Genomic DNA, 20,461 nt, shown 5'->3' with positions numbered 1-20,461 from the left:
AAAATTGGAGGTGAAAGGATGGCTGACCAGAATCACAAAGGCGGCTCCGGCCATGACAACGTCGAGCAGCCTTCCCGGCGGAAATTTCTCGTCCAGGCCGGCTATGCGGTCGGCGGCGTCATCGTGGGCGGGGCGCTCGGCAGCCTGATCCGGCCGTCGAAGAAAACGGAGAACGCTCCCCAAACGGGCGAAGGCACGGCTGCGGACATCAAGAGCTACAATCGCGCGCCAATGTTCTTTACGCAGGAGCAGCTTGGCATCGTATCGGCGGCTACGGAGCGGATCTTTCCGGCAGACGACGCCGGTCCCGGCGCGCTCGCGCTCGGCGTCCCGTTTTTTATCGACCACCAGCTGGCGGGAGAGTGGGGATTCAATTCCAGGGAATACATGTCGCCTCCCTTTTACGCGGGAGAGAAGGTGCAGGGCTATCAGGGCCGCTTGAAACGGCGGGAAATGTTCGAGATCGGACTGCGGGAATTGGAAAATTACAGCCAGACGAAATTTACGAAGGGCTTCTCGGAGCTCGCGGCCGAGCAGCAGGACGAGGTGCTGAAGGCGTTCGAGTCCGACGAGGTGAAGCTGACGACGATCTCGGCGAGCGGTTTTTTCAAAATGCTGCGGAGCAGCACGCTCGAAGGCGCGTACAGCGATCCGCTGTACGGCGGCAACGCGGACATGAACGGCTGGAAAATGCGAAGCTACCCCGGCAACCAGATGAGCTACACGGACGTCATCGACAAGGACTTCGCGGTCATCGCGCCGAGCAGCCTGCAAGACCATCTAAGCGCCCACTAAGGCGGAGAGGACAAGACCAACTATGGCCAAAACGCTGCCGAAAACGGACGTCGTCATCGTGGGCGTCGGCTGGGCGGGCGGCATCATCGCCGCCGAGCTGACGAAGAGCGGGCTGAACGTCGTCGGCCTGGAGCGAGGCAAGGAACGCAAGACGGAGGACTATTTTATGGTCCACGACGAGCTCCGCTATGGACTGCGGTACGAGCTGATGCAGGATTTATCGAAGGATACGGTGACTTTCCGGAGCACGGAGAAAATTCGCGCGCTGCCGATGCGCTCGTACGGCTCGTTCCTGCTGGGCGAAGGGCTTGGCGGAGCCGGCGTCCACTGGAACGGGCAAACTTATCGCTTCCTACCGTACGACTTCGAGATTCGTTCCAAGACGATCGAGCGGTACGGCAAGAACAAGATTCCGGACGGCATGACGATTCAGGACTGGGGACTCACCTACGACGAGATGGAGCCGTATTACGACAAGTTCGAGAAGCTCGCCGGCATCTCGGGCGAGCCCAACCCGCTCGGAGGGAAGCGTTCGGCCGATTATCCGACGCCGCCGATGAAGAAGTCGCCCGCGCTCAGCATGTTCAGCGACGCGGCGTCCAAGCTCAAGCTCCACCCGTACATGATGCCGTCGGCCAATCTGTCGGAGCCCTACACGAATCCGGACGGCATCTCCCGCGCCGCCTGCCAGTACTGCGCGTTCTGCGAGCGCTTCGGCTGCGAGTACGGCGCGAAGGCGGACCCCGTCGTCACCGTGCTTCCCGTGGCGCTGAAGACGGGCAAGTTCGAGATTCGCACGCATTCGCAGGTGCGCCGCATCCTTCACCAGGGGGGCAAGGCGACCGGCGTCATGTATACGGACGTCACGACGGGCGAGGAGCTCGTGCAGCCGGCGGATATCGTCGTCGTGACCAGCTACGTGTTCAACAACGTCAAGCTGATGCTGATGTCGGGGCTTGGCAAGCCGTACGATCCCGCGAGCGGAACGGGCGTGATCGGCCGCAACTACGCATACCAGGTGCTGAAGGGCAACGCGGCCGGCTTTTTCGACGACAAGCAGTTCAACACGTACGCGGGCGCGGGTTCGCTCGGCGTATCCCTCGACGATTACAACGGGGACAATTTCGACCATACTGACCTGAAGTTCATCCACGGCGGCTCGATCAGCCTCAGCCAGACCGGCATGCGTCCGATCGCCAACAATCCCGTGCCCGGAGGGACCGCATCCTGGGGGGCCGAGTTCAAGGCCAACTCGGTCAAATACGCCAATCGCTTTCTGTCCGTCGGCGGGCAGGGGTCGTGCATGCCTTTTCGCCATCACTTCCTCGACCTCGATCCTACATACAAGGATGCGTACGGCGATCCGCTCGTGCGGCTGACGTTCGACTTCGAGGAGCAGGACCGCCAGCTCGCGCTGTACCTGTCGGGCAAGTGCGCGGAGATCATGAAGGAGATGGGCGCGAGCCATATCGACCAGCTCAAGGAGCTCGGCCCGTACGAAATCACGACGTACCAGTCCACGCACAATACGGGCGGCGTCGTGATGGGCGCTTCGCCGGACACGTCCGCGGTCAACACGTATTTGCAGATGTGGGATGCGGAAAACGTGTTCGTTGTCGGCGCCAGCGCCTTCCCGCACAACTCGGGCTACAATCCGACCGACACGGTCGGCGCGCTCGCCTTCCGGGCGTCCGAGGGCATTCTCAAGTATCGGCAAAAGGGCGGCAGTCTGGTGTAAATCGCGTAAAGGGAGAGCCTCTGCTTCGAGGAAGCAGGGGCTCTTTGGCGTGTTCGGATGGCGGATACGGCTTGCTGACATGGTTAAGTAAAGTTCATAACCTTGAAACACGGCCATTTCATTCGCATTTAGGGAATGTCAAAATAAATGGCAAGCCACCTGCAGAAGGAAGGAACAAGATGAATGTGAAGGCGAATTGGGCGGAAGAAGCCTGGCGGCAGGTCATCGACAAGATCGGCAGAACGAGCGCAAACATCGGAGCGTCATTCCCGAATGGCTCTGTCAATGGCCGCTACAACAGAAGTCCTGCGCATGATTGGGTCGCGGGATTTTGGCCGGGTCTGCTATGGTTGGTCTACCGGGACACCCAAAATGAACGGTTGAAGGAGCTGGCCGTACAATGCGAGCAGCAGATCAGCAAGACGCTGTGGGCGTTCGACGCTTTGCACCACGATGTCGGCTTTATGTTTGGGTTAAGCAGCATTAATCAATATAAGCTCCTGCAAGACGAGGAAGCCAAGCGCCACGGGCTAATGGCAGCCAGTCTGCTTGCCGGAAGATTTAATCCGGCGGGCGGGTTTATCCGCGCCTGGCCGAACTGGGGCGACGAGGATCACGCCGGTTGGGCGATCATCGACTGTATGATGAATTTGCCGCTCCTGTACTGGGCCTCCAAGGAAATCGCCGATCCGCGGTACCGTCTCATCGCCGAGATTCATGCGAATACGGTGCTTCGGGAATTTTTGCAAGAAGACGGCTCCGTTCATCATATCGTCAGCTTCGATCCGGAAACGGGCGAGCGGAAGGAAGCGCTGGCCGGCCAAGGCTACACCGCTGATTCGGCGTGGGCAAGGGGCGCGGCATGGGCTTTGTACGGATTTGCGCTTAGCTATACATACACCCGCAAGGAAAAGTATCTTTCGGCCACGAAGAAGGTGGCGCGCTTTTTTCTGGATCATTTGCCGGCAGACTCGGTGCCGTATTGGGATTTTCGTTTGCCTGCGGATGCGGATGGCATGCCCAGAGATTCCTCTGCGGCGGCCATAGCCGCTTCAGGGCTTCTGGACTTGGCCTCCTTGGTGTCGGAAGAGGAAGGAGGCGCGTATAAGCACGCAGCCGAGCGCATCCTTTGTTCCTTGCATGAAAACTACGGCGCATGGGACGAGGACGAAGAAGGTCTGCTGCTGCATGCGACCGGTTACTACGCCGCCGATATTGGCGTTGACGCACCGTCCATTTATGGAGACTATTATTTTGCCGAAGCACTGTTTAAACTGAAATATAACGGCCTGGAGCCATGGTGAAAGGATAGGGAATATGACGACAAATCGCGTACAGCTAGTTAAACCGGGCTATTTTGCAACGGCTGCCGCGGCGGACAGCCGCAGAGGAGAATTCGACATCGGCAACGAAATTTTGATCGCGCACGAAGTGCCGGTTGACTTTGTTTTTATCGGGGACTCGATCACGCATATGTGGGAGTTAAATGCCTATTTTGGCCGCGGCGGTCGTTTTATCGTGAATCGGGGCATCGGCGGAGATATCAGCAGCCATGTCCTGCGAAGATTCGATGCGGACGTCATCCAGTTGAAGCCGAAGCATGTGGTCATTAAAATCGGCGTGAACAACTTCTGGGCGATGGACGGCTGGACGGCAGGCGACAGGAAAACGGCGGAACAAATCATTCCGGGTCTGGTCCAGGATATCGAGGAAATGGTCAAGAAAGCGAAAGAGAACGATATCGTGCCGGTCGTCTGTTCCATCCTTCCGACGGATATGCCGCAATCCGGGCATAATGACGGGCGAAACGCCGGCATCGTCCGCGCGAATGAGAGACTGCAAAAAGTTGCCGCCGAACGAGGCGCGATCTATGTCGATTATCATTCGCGTATGACCCAGGAAGACGGCCGCCGGCTGCGCGAAGGGCTTGCGGACGACGGGCTTCATCCGCACGTGCTGGGCTACGATATTATGGCCGATGCTTTACGCGAGACACTGGCGCAGAAGGGGATTTATATCTAACTTCGAGACGAGTTGAATCGAGGGACCGCCTCAACAGTCATACCTGTGACTGAGGGAGCGGTCCCTCGTTTTATTTTGCCTGATGAAATAAAATGTTATATCGTGGAAATTATATATTTTGAATGGGGGGCTGCATGGTGAGAAACACGGTATCGGTTTTTCTGATGGGGATCGGCGTTCTCATTATTGCCATCGGCTTCATTGCCGGCATCGGCCTGGGCAAGGACGCGAACGGCGAATTCTCGCTTGCGATTGCCTTGTACTGGTGGCTGTCCGCACTGGCGGCCGGATTTTTGTTCATCGGCTTGTCGGAGGTCGTCCATCTGCTGCAGAAGCTGCTCGACCGTTCCGCGGGAGCCGCGCCGTCCGCGCCGTACCAATCCGAACAGTCGGGCGCCGGAAGGCTGCCGACGTCCAATACGACGGCAGGTGGATCGGCTCGAGCTGCGGAAGGGACCGGGAGCTATTCTGCGCCGGCGAATCAAGCGCGGCCCGAAGTTCAGACGGAGACCGCCGTTCAGCATGGGGGCCCGGCGAGAGGCGTCGAGCAGTTTAAAGGACTGACGATCCTGCTGGACGAGCGGAAGATCAAAGGCACGTTTCGGTTCGGCCCCGAGCTGCTTCAGATCGTGAGCCAATCGATGTTTCAAGCGGATGAGGCAGCACAGACCGTCGAGACCATTCCTTTGCATTCTTTTTCCGCCGATTATCTCGAGGGCAAGGACTACTACACATTTTCTTTTGAAAAGGGTACGCGCAAGCTCGCGTTCAAGACGCATAATTTGTACGACTATGACCGGATCGTAAAGCGGATCCGGCGGGAGGCGTAGCTTAACCCTTATACCGTCGACCGTAAAAAACCCTTCCCTGCCGACTGTTGTGGTCGGAACAAGGAAGGGTTTTTATTGAACGAGCGGCTTCAGGTCGGATTCCGCTCCTTGATCAGCTCGGCGACGGGCTCGTGCTTGTCGTCCTCGATGATGCCGCGGGTGGAGCTGCGGAATTCGCGCAGCGTCTCGCCGAAGGCTTTTCCGAGCTGGGGAAGCTTGGCCGGACCGAAAACGATCAGCGCGATGGCGAAGATGATCAGCAGTCCGGAGATGCCGATATTGTGAAACATCGTGGGTTCACCTCCTTTATAAACGTTTGATCGCATTCATATTCTTATTTAGCCGGCTTAAATTTGAATGCCGTCAACCAGGTGCAGGCCCCGCGGCGCGGCGCAGCCTGAATTGCCGGTTCGCGACGAGCGCGCTGCACTCGAACAGCAGCAGGAGCGGCACTGTCACGGACAAGTGGGAGAACAGGTCCGGCGGCGAAATGCACGAGCCGACGACCGCGAGCCCTACGTAGGCGTACTTGCGGATAAACTTGATGCGCGCAGGGTCCAGCAGACCGAGCTTCGTCAGAAAGAGCATGACGAGCGGCATCTCGAACGCGATACCGAGCGGCATCAGCACGCCGAACATAAAGGCGAAGTAGCGCTCGATCCCGTACATTTCCACGGCGCCCACGCTTTCGTTCATCGACTGCATGAACCGGAGCATCATCGGAAAAACGAGAAAGTACCCGAATGAGACGCCGAGGAGAAACAGCAGGAACGACGCGGGTACGTAGCCAAGCGTGCCGCGGGCTTCCCTGCCGGTCAGCCCGGGCCGGACGAACGCCCAAGCCTGATACATCGCGAGCGGGAACGTGAGCAGCGCGGCGAGCAGGAAGGCGCACCTCAGGTAGACGAACAAGCCGTCGGTGAACGAGAAAACGTGCCAGTCGATCGGCGCGCCCGCAGCTGCCCGCGATTTGAGCAGCAGCAGGATGGAGGGAGACAGGTACAAGCCGGCGCCCATCGAAGCGACGAACCAGATGCCCGTGACAATCAGCCGCTTGCGCAGCTCGGACAGATGGCCGATCCATTCTTGATTGGCGTTCATAAGCATCACCGCCGTTGCCATATATTGCATAGCTTTGTCTTTATCGTGTCCAATTCGCCCGGGGCTATTCCCGAAGTCAAAGGCAAGATGTCGCGTGCATGCCATTCCGATAAATGGAGAAATCTAACCGAAACGACAAGAAGGAGGTCAAGCTCGCATGAGAAAATGGGCGGCAATCGCAGCAACTGCCGCGCTGCTGGCAATGACGACGGCGGCTTGCGGCAAAAGCAATAACAACAACGCTTCCACGACCCCGCCGTCGAGCGAGGCGCCGGCATCGCCCAGCGGCACGACGACGTCATCCGGCGAAGGCGCGGAGACGATCTACAAAGCGCAATGTATCGCCTGTCATGCCGCCGATCTGAGCGGCGGCGTCGGTCCGAATCTGACGGACGTCGGCGCGCGCCTGTCGACGGACGAGATCTCGTCGCGTATCCACAACGGCGGCGGCGGCATGCCGGCGTTCAAGGGAACGCTCACGGACGATCAAATCAACACGCTCGTGAACTGGTTGAGCACGAAAAAGGGCTGATCTCGCCGGCAGCGGGAAAAGCGCGGCAAAAAGCCCGCGAACGCGATTCCGATCAGGAATCCGCGTCGCGGGCTTTTTGCGTACAGCCAACGGCAAGGATGGATTATTGGAGTTGGCCGGCTGCAAGGCCGCGCTCCAGGCGATCAGATGATTCAGCATTTCGTTCACGCCTCTGCATAGAGGGCTGGGGTCCGTCTGCGCGTGGCGATTAGAGCCGCGCTTGCACGCCGTTAAGCACCCTGCTTCGCATGTCGGCGTCGACCGGCGCGCCATGGGCCAGCTCCAGCGCCCACAGTACGGCGCCCGTGGCTGGCGGCACCGCGAGCGGGAGGAACCGGCAGCGGCGGCTTGTCAGCTCGCCCACATCCCGCATGTAGCGCTGCATCATAAGCGGACTCTCGGCCTTGATCCAGACCGAGCCGGACAAAACGATCTCGACTTCGTTGTCCACACTGAAGTCGAGATGGGCGATGCATCCGGCCGTGGAGAGCGCCATCTGCCGGGCCGAGTGCGCAACGAGCGAGACGGCGGCTTCGTCGCCTGCGTCGGCCGCTGCGAACAGCACGCGCATTAGCTCCGTGTTGGGGAGCGTGCGCTTGTACGCCGCTTCGGCCGCAAATGCCATGAAGCGCTCGCGCGACGGCGCGCCGAGCAGCGCCATGACCGGCTCGGCCATCGCGGTCGGCGGCCCCAGCCGGTAGAAGCCGTCATAGACGGCGCGGACGACCTTTCGGCCCAGGTAATAGCCGCCGCCTTCGTCCCCGGCGAGCTCGCTGCCGATGCCGCCGACCTGAAGTCGTTTGCCGCTGGGCGATATGCCGCCCGTGACCGCGCCCGAGCCGTTGACCGAGCAGATGCCGTAGCCGCGCTCGGTGCCCGCCTTGATGCCGAGGAACGAATCGTTGTCCACGGCATACTGCCGCAGCCCGATCCGCCCGGCGATCCGGCATAGCTCTTCCTGCTGCGTCGGCAGATCGCAGCCGGCCAGGCCGAACGCCGCGGCCTCGACCTGCGACAGCGCGATGCCGCACGGCTCAAGCAGCTCCCGGATGCGCGCATCCATTTCGCGATGGGCGCCGGCGTAGCCGTCCGTGAACCGTTCGTGGCTGCAGGTGCCCGCATTAATATGGTTAACGAAGCCGCCCTCGCGGTCGAACAAGAAATAATCGGTCTTGCTGTTGCCGCCGTCAACGCCGATGACGTAGCCGCTCCCGGCTTCCGCTCCGTTCATGGTATCACGCTCATTTCTTTTCAATCCATTACACTTTGCTCACCAAATTGCCGCTATCGCGCGCGAACCCGGCCCGCCGGTAGGCCATAGCGGCAAAATCTGCCGCTATCGCGTACGAACCGGGCCGCCGGCAGGCCATAGCGGCAAAATCTGCCGCTATCGCGTGCGAACCCGGCCGCCGGCAGGCCATAGCGGCAAAATCTGCCGCTATCGCCATGCGAATCGGCTCGCCGGTAGGCCATAGCGGCAAAATCTGCCGCTATCGCATGCGAACCCGGCCGCCGGCAGGCCATAGCGGCAAAATCTGCCGCTATCGCATGCGAACCCGGCCGCCGGCAGGCCATAGCGGCAAAATCTGCCGCTATCGCATGCGAACCCGGCCCGCCGGCAGGCCATAGCGGCAAAATCTGCCGCTATCGCGCGAACCCGGCCCGCCGGCAGGCCATAGCGGCAAAATCTGCCGCTATCGCCATGCGAACCGGCTCGCCGGTAGGCCATAGCGGCAAAATCTGCCGCTATCGCGCGCGAACCCGGCCGCCGGCAGGCCATAGCGGCAAAATCTGCCGCTATCGCCATGCGAACCGGCTCGCCGGCAGGCCATAGCGGCAAAATCTGCCGCTATCGCGCGCGAACCGGCTCGCCGGTAGGCCATAGCGGCAAAATCTGCCGCTATCGCGCGCGAACCCGGCCGCCGGCAGGCCATAGCGGCAAAATCTGCCGCTATCGCCATGCGAACCGGCTCGCCGGTAGGCCATAGCGGCAAAATCTGCCGCTATCGCCATGCGAACCGGCTCGCCGGTAGGCCATAGCGGCAAAATCTGCCGCTATCGCGCGAACCCGGCCCGCCGCTACCTCCCCAAACCGGCGTACCGCCTTGCCATTGCGCACCATGCAAACCCATCAGCCTTGCCGCCGTCGCCCAGCACCGAGGCCTCAGCACCATCGCCTCAGCCCCGTCTCCTCAGCCCCGTGGCCTCACCACCACCGCCCGAGCCGCTGCCTCGCAACTCAGCCGAGCCGCTGCCTCGCAACTCAGCCGAGCCGCTGCTTCGCAACTCAGCCGAGCCGCTGCTTCGCAACTCAGCCGAGCCGCTGCTTCGCAACTCAGCCGAGCCGCTGCTTCGCAACTCAGCCGAGCCGCTGCCTCGCAACTCAGCCGAGCCGCTGTTTCGCAACTCAGCCGAGCCGCTGCTTCGCAACTCAGCCGAGCCGCTGCTTCGCAACTCAGCCGAGCCGCTGCTTCGCAACTCAGCCGAGCCGCTGCCTCGCGCCTCACTACTCAACCGAACTGCCGCCTCGCGTGTCACCCTCACCCGAATTGCGGCAAATACGCCTTGTGCGCTTCCTTCAGCTCGCCGAAGCAGGACAGCGCCGTGTTGTAGTCGCCAACCAGCGGGTTCATCAGCAGCGCCCGCATCGCGGCGTCTTCGCTTCCGCTCACCGCAGCCGCCACCGTCTCTCGCTCGTACGCCTTCACCATCCGCATATAATCGATGATGTGGCGATTCGCGAAGCCCGGCACCGCGACCGGCACCGCGCCGTCCTTGCCGATGACCGCGGACACCTCGACCGCATCGTCGTCCTCCATGAATTCCAGCGCGCCGCGGTTCAGCAGATTAACGACGTGCACCTCGCGCTTGTCGTTCCAGATCGCGTCCACGAGACTGATCGCCACCTCCGAATAGTTGGCGCCGCCGCGCGAGGAGAGCAGCTCCGGCTTCACGTGCAGCTCGGCATCTTCATAAATCCGCAGCAGGTCGGCTTCGATCCCGATACACTTCTCGCCGCGCGTCTGCTCGCTTTCCATCAACAGCTTCAGCTTCTTGTCCTTGAAGTAGTAGTATTCCAGGTAGGAGGAGGGGATGGCGCCGACCATGTTCACCAGCTCGCGGCTGAAGCCGCTCGACGGAATGTTCTTCATGGCCTCGCTGTTGAGCCCAAGCTCCAGCGCCGTTTTCAGATAGTCCTTGCCGTCGTGCTCGATCGCGGTAATCCAGCTCAGATGGTTAAGGCCGACATACGTCATCTTGGCGTCCGGCAGCGCGAGCGTCTCGCGGATGCTCTTGTACATATTATACGGAACGTTGCACAGGCCGAGCATCTTCACGCCGGTATGCTTCAGCAGCGCTTCGGTGATGATGCCCGCCGGGTTGGAGAAGTTGATCAGCCAAGCGTTCGGGCACAGCTCCTGCATGCGCTCCGCGATCTGCAGCATGACCGGGATCGTGCGCATCGCCTTGAAAAAGCCGCCGATGCCGCAGGTCTCCTGGCCGATCAGGCCGTACTTGAGCGGGATTTTCTCGTCGAGCACGCGGGCGGACAGCTTGCCGACGCGAATTTGCGCGAGCACGAAGTCGGCATCCCGCAGCGCCTCGTCCAGGTCCTGGGTCAGCGTGACGCGGCAGGACAGATTTTCCGCTTCGATCATGCGCCGGCACAGACTGCCGACGACGTTCAGCTTGCGTTCGTCGATGTCCATCAGCACGAGCTCGCTGACGGGCAGAACCCCCTTGCGCTTGATGATGCCTTCGATCAGCTCCGGCGTATACGTGCTGCCGGACCCGACAATCGCGATTTTCAGCTTGCTCATGACGTTCCTCCTGCGGGCCTCTATCCGTAAGGCATGTCCTCATAGCGCCGGCCCTTCATTTGCGGCTATTATAGCACGGGGTCTAGCTGCCAACAATAAAATATAGAAATTTTATTTCAGTGTGATATATTTATTTCAAAATATTATTTCTAAATCTATTCTGCGCCCATGCCGCGAAGCTCCCTTGTCTTTTGTAAAAAATGGCCTTACTATTTACTAAAATACGACAGAATGCGCAGGTACCTACCATGGCGATCCAGAACAATATATTGCTCAAGATCCGCGACATGAAGGACAGCATGACGCCGGTCGAACGGATGGTGGCCGAGTACATTCTCGCCAATACGGAAGAGATCCCGCATCTCTCCATCAAGAGCCTCGCGCAGTTCAGCCGGACGAGCGACGCGTCGGTGCTGCGCTTCTGCAAGACGCTCGGCTACAGCGGCTACCGCAGCTTTATCGTGAGCATCTCGGCGTCGGTCGGCTCGATGGACGAAGAGCAGAAGGACGAGTATACCGACATCCAGCCCGGGGACGATCTGAACGTCGTCGTCTCGAACATTTCCTACAACAACATGAAGTCGATCGAGGACACGCTCAGCATCATCGACCGGGGGGCCGTGGCGAAGGCGGTCCAGGCGCTGCGCGACACGAACCGGATCGTTTTCTTCGGCATCGGCGCCTCGGGACTTGTGTGCATGGACGGCGAACAGAAGTTTTCCCGCATCAACAAGATGTGCCATGCCTACACGGACGGCCACAGCCAGCTCACCGCAGCCACGCTGCTCGGCAAGGGCGACGTCGCCTTTTTCGTCTCCAACTCCGGCGATACGATCGAGATTCTCGAGGCGCTGGAGATCACGCAGCGCGCGGGCGCGACTTCGATCGCCCTCACCAAGTTCAACAAGAGCGAGCTGGCAGACAAGGCGGACATCGTGCTCAGTATCTCGACGCCGGAAGTAACGATTCGCAGCGGCGCAATGGGCTCTCGCATCGCCATGCTGACCGTCATCGACATCCTGTTTGCAGGCGTAGCGAGCGCGGAATATCCGAATATTAAAAAGTATTTGTTGAAAACTCACAATATTTTAGCGGGCAAGCACCGCAGATAACGATTACAGACATTGCCGAGCACGCGCGGCAGTGTCTTTTTTTGTTGCTTTTACGAAAATAAAAATGCAATAAAAATTTTTACAATGAAATTTTATTTCAAAAAGTATTGACGCTTCCAAAGCGAAAACGATAAGATATACCCCAAGAGGGGGCATTAAATAGATCCATGAAAGGACGATCCTCACAAACAAAGGGTAGGAGAATGGCCATGAACGAATATCTCGCGGGTCTAACCACAGAGAAGATCAATCCGGCAACCCGGACGATCGACGAGTGCACAACGGAGCAGATGCTGCATCTTCTCAACCGGGAGGATGCCGCCGTTCCGGCCGCGGTGGCGGAAGAAATTCCGAACATCATGGAGGCGGTAGACGTTTTGCATGCCAGGCTCAAGAGCGGGGGCAGAATGTTCTACATTGGCGCCGGGTCATCCGGCAGAATCGGCGTACTGGACGCATCCGAGTGTCCGCCCACCTTCGGGGTCGACCCTGAGCTCGTGCAGGGGCATATAGCAGGCGGGGATACGGCGCTTCGGACAGCGGTGGAAGGATTCGAGGACAATGCGGAGGAGGGAGCGGCGCTCGTCGAGCGCATCGGCGTCACCGACAAGGACGCGGTCGTCGGCATCTCCGCCAGCGGCAGCGCGGCCTTCGTCATCGCCGCGATCCGTCGGGCCGGGGAGATCGGCGCGGCCACGATCGGGGTCGTCAACAACAAGGACTCGAAGCTCGGCGAAGTATGCGACATCTGCATCGCGCCGGTCGTCGGACCGGAGGTCATCATGGGTTCCACGCGGCTGAAGGCCGGGTCGGCGCAGAAGCTGGTGCTCAACATGCTGACGACGGCGACGATGGTCAAGCTTGGGAAAACCTACAACAATCTGATGGTCGACCTCAAGGCGAGCAACAAGAAGCTGCAGGATCGCTCGATCCGCATCATCAAGGCCGCGACCGGCGTCGACGCCGAGACGGCGTCCGATTACCTGGCGCGGGCATCGCAGAGCTGCAAGCTCGCGATTCTGATGATCGAGACGGGGCTCGCCGCTTCGGAGGCGGCCGCATCGCTGGCCCGCTTCGAAGGCAATCTCAAGGCGACGATCCGCGCGCACAAGCAAGTCGTTTAACCGGCAAGCGTTAGTCTTATCATTCACCCGATAGAGGGGCCATCCCAAGGAGGAAGCATTCGAATGATGAACAAAGGCAAAGCACTCTCGCTCATGCTCGCAGCGACGCTGTCCGTATCCGCGCTGACCGCGTGCGGCGGCAACAACAACAATAACGGCGCGGCCAGCCCGTCCTCCGCCGCATCCGGTTCGGCCGGCGCATCCGGCTCGGCGGCTTCCGGCGCCAAGGACACGATCACGGCGCTGCTGCCGCCCGTATCGCCGACGTACCAGGACAATTTCGACCAGATGGAAAAGGACTTCAACGCCAAGTACCCGAACCTGACGCTGAAAATCGAGCCCGCCAGCTGGGAAGACATGACCCAGAAGCTCGACACGCAAGTCAACGCCGGCAGTCCGCCGGACATCGCGTTCATCGGCTCCGACGGCATCGCCAAGTACGTGCAGCAGGGCATGGCGCTCGACCTGACGGACGTCGCGACGCCCGAGATGACGGGCGACTACGACGCCGCGCCGCTTGAGTACATGAAAAACGGCTCCGGCCTGTACGGCTTCCCTGCCTATATGGAAGTCCACGCCCTGGGCGGCAACAAAGAATTCCTCGAAGCCGCGGGCATCGACTGGAAAAACGTTCAGAAAAACGGCTGGACCTACGACGAGTTCCGCGAGGCGATCAAGAAGGGCGTCGTGAAGAACGGCGACGCGACTTCCCGCTACGGCTTCGTCTTCGCGACGGCCGGCGTCGCCTCCAAGGATTATCTGGGCATCATGGCGAAGAGCGCGGGCATGCCTGCGGCATTTACCAAGGAACTGAAGTATGCGTATACGAGCAAAAATTATCTCGAGCTGCTGACGGACCTTCGCCAGCTGATCGACGACGGCTCGATGCCGAAGGAACTGAGTTCCGTCGACGCTGGCAAGCGCTGGAACATGTTCCTGACCGGCCAGACGATGATTACCGGCAAGGGGCTGGCGACGTTCGAGAACTCCGCGAAGAAGAACAACGCGAAGATCGACGCCAAAGACGGCAGCGCGGTCAAGGACAGCATCAAGGTCGACTACATCGTCCTGCCGGTGCCGACCTTCGCCGGCGCGGAGCCGGTCTCCTACACGGTCGTCGACGGCTACGTCGCCTTCCGCGGCAAGAAGGAGCCGACGGCCGAGCATAAAGCGAACATCGCCAAGGCAGCTTACTTCCTATCGAGCGGCCAAGTGGCGGCCACGACGAACAACGACCTGTTCGCCGCGCACATCACCAAGAGCGGACGCGAAGCCGCGGCCTCGATGCCGATCGAGCGCAGCGCCGACAACGTCGCCGCGGTCGAGACAATGCTCTCCCACGCCGCGCCTGCCCGTCCGGACATCCCGGCCGATCTCGGCGCCAAGGCGATCAAGATCGAGAACGAGGTCATCATTCCGAAGATGCAAGCCTTGCTCGCGAACGAGATCAAGCCGCAGGAGATGTACGACGCGGTGAAAAAGGCCGCGATCGACGCCTTCGGCGAGGACGGCATCGTCCAAGATTAGAAACGCATTCGCAATAACGCACTCGCGTACGGATAGCCGCGTGAATAACCCCCATGCGGCTATCCTTCTTCATTCGCGAACGCGAGGAGAGGAGTCCTGCACATGGCCCAGTCGGCACAAACGGTCAAAAAGCGCAAGATCAAAGGCGACGGCGTATGGGGCTACGCGTTTATCGCGGTCGCGCTCATCGTGTACGCCCTGTTTACGGCATACCCGGTCTTCAGCGCGTTTCTTATCAGCTTCCAGGAATATAAGCCGCTGGGTTCGACCTACATCGGCTTCGACAATTATACGGCGACCTTCAAGGACGACCTGTTCTGGAAGTCGATCAAAAACACGCTTGTCTACACGGTGCTGACCGTCCCGGTCGCGCTGCTGCTGTCCTTCCTGGTGGCGATCATGATCCTGCCGCTGCGCAAGAAGCTGCAGACTGTGTTCAAGGCGGTGTACTATCTGCCCGTTGTCGCCTCAGGCGTCGCGCTCTCGCTCGTCTGGCTGTGGATCTTCGATCCGATGCCGGGCGGCATTTTCAACCAATTCATCGGCTGGTTCGGCGCGCACAACCAGAACTGGCTCGGCTCGAGCGCCACGGCGATGTTCTCGCTCGTCATCATGGCCTGGCTGTCCAGCCATGGCGCGAGCATCATCATCTACCTGGCCGCCCTGCTCGGCATCGACGACAGCTACTACGAAGCGGCGGACCTGGACGGCGCGTCCTTCCTGCAGAAGCTGTGGCACATCGTCCTGCCCAGCCTCAAGCCGACGACGCTGTTCCTGCTCGTGACGGCCGTGATCGGATCGTTCCAGGTGTTCCAGAACGCGTATCTCATGACCGGCGGCGGACCGGACCACGCGACCACGATGGTCGGCCTGCTCATTTTCGACAATGCCTTCAAGTACTTTGAATTCGGCAAAGCCGCGGCCCAATCTCTGATATTGGCGCTTATCATAGCCCTTGTCTCGCTGTTCCAGTTCAAGTTCCTGGGCAAAGACGTGGATTACTAGGGGAAGGAGGCAACCGCAGATGTCACTATACAATAACCATACCGGCAGCCGGGCGGGCAAGACCGCGCGCAATACCGTGATTGTCGTCCTTCTCCTGCTCTTCGCGCTGGCGACGCTGTTCCCCATCTACTTCATGGTCATCTCCTCGTTCGGAGATCCGGTCGAGGCGGGGGCCGTCAGCTATTCCCTCTGGCCGGGGAAGTTCACGCTGGAGTCGTATTCCTTTTTCTTCAACTATAGCGAGTACTCGTACCGCTGGATTCTCAACTCGACGATCGTCGCCGGCGCCGTGACGGTCACCAACGTTTTCTTCGCGACAATGGCGGGCTACGCGTTCTCCAAGCTGCGCTTCAAGGGCAGGGGCGTACTCTTCTCCATCCTGCTCGCGGCGATGATGATCCCGTATCAGGTGACGCAGGTGCCGCTGTACATTCTGATCGTCAACACGTTCCATATCGAAAATACGTTCAGCGCGCTTATTCTCCCGGGCTTAGTGACGGTGTACAACATTTTCCTCGCCAAGCAGTTCATGAGCAGCATCCCGACCGAGATCATGGAGTCCGCCAAGGTGGAGGGCTGCAGTCAATTCCAGATTTTCTTCCGGATTATCCTGCCATTGTCCAAGACGGTCATGGCCGTCATCGCGATTTTGACGTTCATGGACAGCTGGAACACGTTTTTCTGGCCGTTCCTCGTCACCAACACGATGGATATGCAGACGATCCAGGTCGGCCTCAAGAATTTCCGCTTCGCGAACACGACCTACTTCTCCCCGATGATGGCGGGCGCGACGATCTCGGCGGTGCCGATGTTCATCCTGTTCTTCAGCCTGCAGAAGTACTTCCTCGAAGGCGTCACCGTCGGCGCGGTCAAGGGCTGATATGGCGGGGGAAAAGGGAGAGACTCGGCGAACGGCGATGCCGGGGAGCGGTGAAGCTGCGGACGAGCGGGACGGGACTGCTGCGGAGACCCCGGCTGTAGCGGCTGCACGCCGCGAGGCCGGCGGGGCGTCTGGAAGCGGCGGGCAGAAGGAGCACCCGCTACGGTTCGCCCCCGGCCCGAGACCGGACATGTCACGGGACGAGGACGAGCCGTCGCGGCGAGGCGCCTCAGATCCGGGGGCGGGCAGATTCACGGAGAAGCCGCGGCGTTACGCGGTCGGCCTGATGTCCGGCACTTCCGTCGACGGGATCGACGCCGCGGCGGTCGAGATCTTGGGCATGCCGGGCGACGAACGCATCGAGGTGCGGCTGCTCGCCTTCGAGAACAAGCCGTACCCGGCGGACGTGCGGCGCGAGATCTTCGAGCTGTTCGATCCGGCGCGGGCGACGGTGGACCGGGTGGGCGCGATGAACGTCCGGCTCGGGCGGCTGTACGCGGACGCGGCGCTGTCGGTCATCGGCGCGGCGGGCTTGTCGCCCGCGGACGTGTTGGTTGTCGGCTCGCACGGGCAGACGATCTATCATGCGCCCGAAGCCGGCTATACCGTGCAGATCGGCGAAGGCGCCGTCATCGCTGCGCGCACGGGCATTCCGTGCGTGTCGGACTTCCGCCCCGCGGATCTCGCGGTCGGCGGACAGGGCGCGCCGCTCGTCCCGTTCACGGAATATTTGCTCTACCGGGAGCGGGACCGGACGCTGCTGCTGCAGAACATCGGCGGCATCGGCAATGTCACCGTCATCCCTGCGGGCTGCGGCCCGGAGGACGTATTCGCCTTCGACACGGGGCCGGGCAACATGCTCATCGACGGCGTCGCGAGCCTCGTGACGGGAGGCGCGCTCGCGATGGACGCGGGCGGCGCGCTGGCGGCGCGGGGCAGCGCGAGCGAGACGCTGCTGGGCGAGCTTCGGCAGGACGCGTACTATGCGCTGCCCGTGCCGAAGTCGACGGGGCGCGAGCGGTTCGGCGCGGACTACGTGGAGCGGATCGTGCGCCACGGCCGCGAGCTCGGTCTGTCGGACGCGGATCTCGCGGCCACGGTCACGAAGCTGACCGCCTGGTCGATCGGCGACGCGTACGACCGGTTTATCGCGGGCAGGCATGCCGCGGATCTCATGATCGTCGGCGGTGGCGGCAGCTACAACCCCGTGCTGATGCGGGATCTCGCCGCCGAGATGGCGGCGCGCGGCGTGGCCGTGGCGACGCAGGAGGAGGTCGGCGGCAGTAGCGACGCGAAGGAGGCGATCGCGTTCGCGCTGCTCGCGGACTACGCGATGGCGCGGCAGCCGGCCAACCTGCCGGCGGCGACGGGCGCGGCGCGACCGGCGGTGCTGGGGAAGATCTCGTACTGAGCGAACGTTGTCCGCTCTTGTATGCAGTCAGGACAATGTGGTGGCAGCAGCCGCGCGCCCGCGAATGGATCGGAGGACGGGACGAGCAATACCTGCAAATATGCAGGTATTTTCCCTCGCACGACCACCAGCCGGGCGAGCAAATATGCAGTTATTTTCGATATTTTGACCCGAATCGTGCCAAACCGAAGGAAATAACTGCATATTTGCATTTATTTAAATCCGAATATCGGGGTGCGCAAAAATACCTGCATAAATGCAGGTATGCGGAGTGACGACCGCGTGCGGTGGATAGACGATGTGCAGTTCGCGATCAGAATGAAGCGCTTAACGGACAAGTGGGTCACTGGCAAAGCGCTAATATTTGGTGAGACGACGAGCCAGTTGCGATTGAACGCTGAGCGTGTCTGCATACATGGCGTGTTGGCCGCACTACCGGGGATGAAGCGTGAGCGGGACTTCCGCGTGCATACGTGTCGCGACCGAGACATTTGGTCTGGCAAGCTGTGAGTTTATGTGTGTAAAGGACGCACCGGCCGCACTACCGGGGATGAAGCGTGAGCGGGACTTCCGCGTGCATACGTGTCGCGACCGAGACGGTTGGTCGGGCAAGCTGTGAGTTTATGTGTGTAAAGGACGCGACGGCGGCACTGCCGGGGATGAAGCGTGAGCGGGACCTCAGCGTGCACACGTGTCGCGATCGAGACGGTCGGTTGGGCAAGCTGCGAGCTTATGCGTATTTATGACGCGTCTGCGGCACTGCCGGAGATGAAGCGTGAACATACTTGCGCGCATCGAGGCCGGCCTGCGTCTCCCGCGGTCTTCCCCGAGGACGACGATGGAAGCGGCTACTTAGATGAAAGAAGGTGCGGCTTATGGAGCATCTGCTGGTGGCAACATGGGAGGACCGGTATGTCGACGCGGTCGTGGCGCTTTGGAACGGGGCTGCCGTCCGCGACGGGTATAAGGAGCTGACGCGAGACACCTTCGCGGAGATTTTCACGGCGAACCGGTACTTCGATCCGGCCTGCGCGTTCGTGCTGCTGGACGATGGTCAGGTTCGCGGCTTCTCCTGCGGCTGCACGGGAGACGACTTGCCGCTCGGCGAGACGGCCGGTTATGTCACCTGCATCGTGCTGGCCGATGGCTTTGGCTCGGACGCGAACCGGACGGCGCTGCTCGAGGCGATAGAAGCGCGCTTCCGAGCGCTGGACAAGCGCCAATCCGAGCTGCTTTTTTTCAACCCCATGCGCCTGCCTTGGTACATACCTGGCACGCCGGGACACGAGCACAACAACGCGCCGGGCGTACCGGCCGACTCCGGGCTGTATCGCTTCCTCATAAGCGCGGGCTACATCGACCGGGCGCGTCAGTGCGCCATGTACAGGCCGCTCGCGGACTTCGCGATCCCTGCCGACATCCGGGCCAAGGAGGACAAGGCCGCGGAGGAAGGCTACGCGGTCGAGCTGTTCGATTCGCGCAGGCACGCCGGGCTGGCCGACATGCTGGCCGGTCTCGCCAATCCCGCCTGGGAGCGCGAGATCGCGGCCTGCGCCGCGGACGGCGTGCCCGTCGTCATCGCCGCGGACCGCGAAGGCAGGGCGGCCGGCTTCGCGGGGCCGGTCGTGCGGCAGGACAACGGCCGGGGCTACTTCGCCGGCATCGGCGTCCATCCGGACCATGAGGGCCGCGGGCTCGGAAGCATTTTGTTCTTCAAGCTGTGCGAGGCGCTGCGCGACGTCGGCGCCGATTATATGTCGCTTTTCACGGGGAGCAGCAATCCGGCCATTCGAATCTACGAGAAGGCCGGCTTCGACACGGTACGTCAATTCGCGATCATGCGGAAGGAGCTAACACAATGAGCGACAAGCAGACGATCTTGGCCATCGGGGGCCATGTAGGGGATATGGAATTGACGGCGGGCGGCGTGCTCGCGAGTCATTCGCTCAAGGGCGACCGCATCGTGACGCTGGCGCTCACGCCGGGCGAACGCGGCGTGCCAGCAGGTCAGGATATGGCGGATTACCGGTTGCAGAAAATTCGGGAAGCGCATGCGTTCGCGGACCTGCTTGGCGGCGAAGCGATCGTGTTCGACGACATTCCGGACGGCGAGCTGCCGGACGACGCTGCGATCCGTTGGCGCGTATGCGACGTCATTCGCAAGGTGCGTCCGAGCATCATCATCACGCATTTTAAAAACAGCATGCACAAAGACCATATGACGACGCACCGGATCGTCAACGACGCGCGCTTTTTCGCAGGTTTGCCTTCCATTGAAAGGGAGCTGCCGGCGGCCTTCGCGGGCAAGCTTTACTATGCGGAAAATTGGGAGGACGCCGTCGACTATCGCCCATACGTCTACGTGGACTTCGATCAGGCGGCATACGACCTGTGGATCGAGGCGCTGTCGACGCATTGGTTCGTGACCGGCAGCAAGTCGTTCCCGTACATGGAGTACTACAAGCATCTCGCCCGCGTACGCGGCATCGAAGCGCGCAAGACGTATGCGGAGACGTTCATGGTCCCCGAAGAAACGCTGCGACTGCGTCAATCGGAGCTGTAA

At 60.9% G+C, this 20,461-nt stretch carries 18 protein-coding genes; 14 read left to right on the top strand and 4 right to left on the bottom strand.

The window, feature by feature from the left end; translation table 11 throughout:
• Window positions 1-18 precede the first annotated feature (18 nt).
• The 5 genes from KB449_RS27240 (at window position 19) to KB449_RS27220 (ending at window position 5,385) form a co-directional block, all read left to right on the top strand.
• Window positions 19-795, top strand: coding sequence for a gluconate 2-dehydrogenase subunit 3 family protein (locus KB449_RS27240; RefSeq protein ID WP_282911374.1), 777 nt, complete (start codon window positions 19-21; stop codon window positions 793-795).
• A 22-nt stretch (window positions 796-817) separates the two neighbouring features.
• On the top strand, window positions 818-2,533 hold the full coding sequence (locus KB449_RS27235) for a GMC family oxidoreductase (protein WP_282911373.1): 1,716 nt from the start codon (window positions 818-820) through the stop codon (window positions 2,531-2,533).
• A gap of 179 nt (window positions 2,534-2,712) precedes the next feature.
• Window positions 2,713-3,837 (top strand): glycoside hydrolase family 88 protein, encoded by a 1,125-nt coding sequence (locus KB449_RS27230; protein ID WP_282911372.1) that lies wholly within the window; start codon window positions 2,713-2,715, stop codon window positions 3,835-3,837.
• Between the two features lie 13 nt (window positions 3,838-3,850).
• Entirely contained in the window at window positions 3,851-4,555 is a 705-nt protein-coding gene (locus KB449_RS27225) for a GDSL-type esterase/lipase family protein (protein WP_282911371.1), read from the top strand.
• A 137-nt stretch (window positions 4,556-4,692) separates the two neighbouring features.
• Window positions 4,693-5,385 (top strand): hypothetical protein, encoded by a 693-nt coding sequence (locus KB449_RS27220; protein ID WP_282911370.1) that lies wholly within the window; start codon window positions 4,693-4,695, stop codon window positions 5,383-5,385.
• Between the two features lie 89 nt (window positions 5,386-5,474).
• On the opposite strand, the gene KB449_RS27215 is transcribed toward KB449_RS27220, so the two are convergent.
• A complete protein-coding gene (locus KB449_RS27215) occupies window positions 5,475-5,675 on the bottom strand; it encodes a twin-arginine translocase TatA/TatE family subunit (RefSeq protein WP_282911369.1) in 201 nt (66 codons plus the stop codon).
• Between the two features lie 73 nt (window positions 5,676-5,748).
• Window positions 5,749-6,486 (bottom strand): twin-arginine translocase subunit TatC, encoded by a 738-nt coding sequence (tatC, locus tag KB449_RS27210; protein ID WP_282911368.1) that lies wholly within the window; start codon window positions 6,484-6,486, stop codon window positions 5,749-5,751.
• Between the two features lie 157 nt (window positions 6,487-6,643).
• Here tatC and KB449_RS27205 point away from each other — a divergent pair, with 157 nt between their 5' ends.
• Window positions 6,644-7,018, top strand: coding sequence for a c-type cytochrome (locus KB449_RS27205; RefSeq protein ID WP_282911367.1), 375 nt, complete (start codon window positions 6,644-6,646; stop codon window positions 7,016-7,018).
• Window positions 7,019-7,226: 208 nt separating this feature from the next.
• On the opposite strand, the gene KB449_RS27200 is transcribed toward KB449_RS27205, so the two are convergent.
• Both KB449_RS27200 and KB449_RS27195 read right to left on the bottom strand, forming a co-directional pair.
• Window positions 7,227-8,249, bottom strand: coding sequence for an N-acetylglucosamine kinase (locus KB449_RS27200; RefSeq protein WP_282911366.1), 1,023 nt, complete (start codon window positions 8,247-8,249; stop codon window positions 7,227-7,229).
• Between the two features lie 1,309 nt (window positions 8,250-9,558).
• A complete protein-coding gene (locus tag KB449_RS27195; protein WP_282911365.1) occupies window positions 9,559-10,839 on the bottom strand; it encodes a 6-phospho-beta-glucosidase in 1,281 nt (426 codons plus the stop codon).
• A 248-nt stretch (window positions 10,840-11,087) separates the two neighbouring features.
• On the opposite strand from KB449_RS27195, the gene KB449_RS27190 reads away from it, so the two are divergent.
• The 8 genes from KB449_RS27190 (at window position 11,088) to KB449_RS27155 (ending at window position 20,461) form a co-directional block, all read left to right on the top strand.
• Window positions 11,088-11,951: a MurR/RpiR family transcriptional regulator gene (locus KB449_RS27190; protein WP_090116962.1), complete on the top strand. Its 864-nt coding sequence runs from the start codon at window positions 11,088-11,090 to the stop codon at window positions 11,949-11,951.
• 209 nt (window positions 11,952-12,160) lie between these two features.
• On the top strand, window positions 12,161-13,075 hold the full coding sequence (gene murQ, locus KB449_RS27185) for an N-acetylmuramic acid 6-phosphate etherase (RefSeq protein ID WP_282911364.1): 915 nt from the start codon (window positions 12,161-12,163) through the stop codon (window positions 13,073-13,075).
• 63 nt (window positions 13,076-13,138) lie between these two features.
• Window positions 13,139-14,602 carry an ABC transporter substrate-binding protein gene (locus KB449_RS27180; protein ID WP_282911363.1) on the top strand — a complete coding sequence of 488 codons (1,464 nt, stop codon included), beginning with the start codon at window positions 13,139-13,141 and terminating at the stop codon, window positions 14,600-14,602.
• 102 nt (window positions 14,603-14,704) lie between these two features.
• Complete coding sequence (locus KB449_RS27175; protein WP_282911362.1) at window positions 14,705-15,607, top strand: carbohydrate ABC transporter permease; 903 nt, start codon at window positions 14,705-14,707, stop codon at window positions 15,605-15,607.
• Between the two features lie 19 nt (window positions 15,608-15,626).
• Window positions 15,627-16,487 (top strand): carbohydrate ABC transporter permease, encoded by an 861-nt coding sequence (locus KB449_RS27170; protein ID WP_282911361.1) that lies wholly within the window; start codon window positions 15,627-15,629, stop codon window positions 16,485-16,487.
• A 37-nt stretch (window positions 16,488-16,524) separates the two neighbouring features.
• Window positions 16,525-17,898: an anhydro-N-acetylmuramic acid kinase gene (locus KB449_RS27165; protein WP_282911360.1), complete on the top strand. Its 1,374-nt coding sequence runs from the start codon at window positions 16,525-16,527 to the stop codon at window positions 17,896-17,898.
• An 875-nt stretch (window positions 17,899-18,773) separates the two neighbouring features.
• On the top strand, window positions 18,774-19,760 hold the full coding sequence (locus KB449_RS27160) for a GNAT family N-acetyltransferase (protein WP_350356245.1): 987 nt from the start codon (window positions 18,774-18,776) through the stop codon (window positions 19,758-19,760).
• Window positions 19,757-20,461 carry a PIG-L deacetylase family protein gene (locus KB449_RS27155; protein WP_282911359.1) on the top strand — a complete coding sequence of 235 codons (705 nt, stop codon included), beginning with the start codon at window positions 19,757-19,759 and terminating at the stop codon, window positions 20,459-20,461. Before KB449_RS27160 ends, KB449_RS27155 begins: the two co-directional genes overlap by 4 nt.

The organism is Cohnella hashimotonis (assembly GCF_030014955.1).
Classification (GTDB): Bacteria; Bacillota; Bacilli; order Paenibacillales; family Paenibacillaceae; genus Cohnella; species Cohnella hashimotonis.
The sequence above is the reverse complement of the archived record's forward strand: the minus strand, read 5'-3'. Positions and strand labels throughout refer to the sequence as shown.

What these genes read in the sequence shown, in the direction of transcription:
- KB449_RS27230 (WP_282911372.1), top strand. Translation starts at nt 2,713, where the DNA reads ATGAATGTGAAGGCGAATTGGGCGGAAGAAGCCTGGCGGCAGGTCATC.
- KB449_RS27240 (WP_282911374.1), top strand. Translation starts at nt 19, where the DNA reads ATGGCTGACCAGAATCACAAAGGCGGCTCCGGCCATGACAACGTCGAG.
- KB449_RS27170 (WP_282911361.1), top strand. Translation starts at nt 15,627, where the DNA reads ATGTCACTATACAATAACCATACCGGCAGCCGGGCGGGCAAGACCGCG.
- KB449_RS27155 (WP_282911359.1), top strand. Translation starts at nt 19,757, where the DNA reads ATGAGCGACAAGCAGACGATCTTGGCCATCGGGGGCCATGTAGGGGAT.
- KB449_RS27165 (WP_282911360.1), top strand. Translation starts at nt 16,525, where the DNA reads ATGCCGGGGAGCGGTGAAGCTGCGGACGAGCGGGACGGGACTGCTGCG.
- KB449_RS27235 (WP_282911373.1), top strand. Translation starts at nt 818, where the DNA reads ATGGCCAAAACGCTGCCGAAAACGGACGTCGTCATCGTGGGCGTCGGC.
- KB449_RS27195 (WP_282911365.1), bottom strand. Translation starts at nt 10,839, where the DNA reads ATGAGCAAGCTGAAAATCGCGATTGTCGGGTCCGGCAGCACGTATACG.
- KB449_RS27190 (WP_090116962.1), top strand. Translation starts at nt 11,088, where the DNA reads ATGGCGATCCAGAACAATATATTGCTCAAGATCCGCGACATGAAGGAC.
- KB449_RS27215 (WP_282911369.1), bottom strand. Translation starts at nt 5,675, where the DNA reads ATGTTTCACAATATCGGCATCTCCGGACTGCTGATCATCTTCGCCATC.
- KB449_RS27175 (WP_282911362.1), top strand. Translation starts at nt 14,705, where the DNA reads ATGGCCCAGTCGGCACAAACGGTCAAAAAGCGCAAGATCAAAGGCGAC.
- murQ (WP_282911364.1), top strand. Translation starts at nt 12,161, where the DNA reads ATGAACGAATATCTCGCGGGTCTAACCACAGAGAAGATCAATCCGGCA.
- KB449_RS27225 (WP_282911371.1), top strand. Translation starts at nt 3,851, where the DNA reads ATGACGACAAATCGCGTACAGCTAGTTAAACCGGGCTATTTTGCAACG.
- tatC (WP_282911368.1), bottom strand. Translation starts at nt 6,486, where the DNA reads ATGAACGCCAATCAAGAATGGATCGGCCATCTGTCCGAGCTGCGCAAG.
- KB449_RS27200 (WP_282911366.1), bottom strand. Translation starts at nt 8,249, where the DNA reads ATGAACGGAGCGGAAGCCGGGAGCGGCTACGTCATCGGCGTTGACGGC.
- KB449_RS27180 (WP_282911363.1), top strand. Translation starts at nt 13,139, where the DNA reads ATGATGAACAAAGGCAAAGCACTCTCGCTCATGCTCGCAGCGACGCTG.
- KB449_RS27160 (WP_350356245.1), top strand. Translation starts at nt 18,774, where the DNA reads ATGGAGCATCTGCTGGTGGCAACATGGGAGGACCGGTATGTCGACGCG.
- KB449_RS27205 (WP_282911367.1), top strand. Translation starts at nt 6,644, where the DNA reads ATGAGAAAATGGGCGGCAATCGCAGCAACTGCCGCGCTGCTGGCAATG.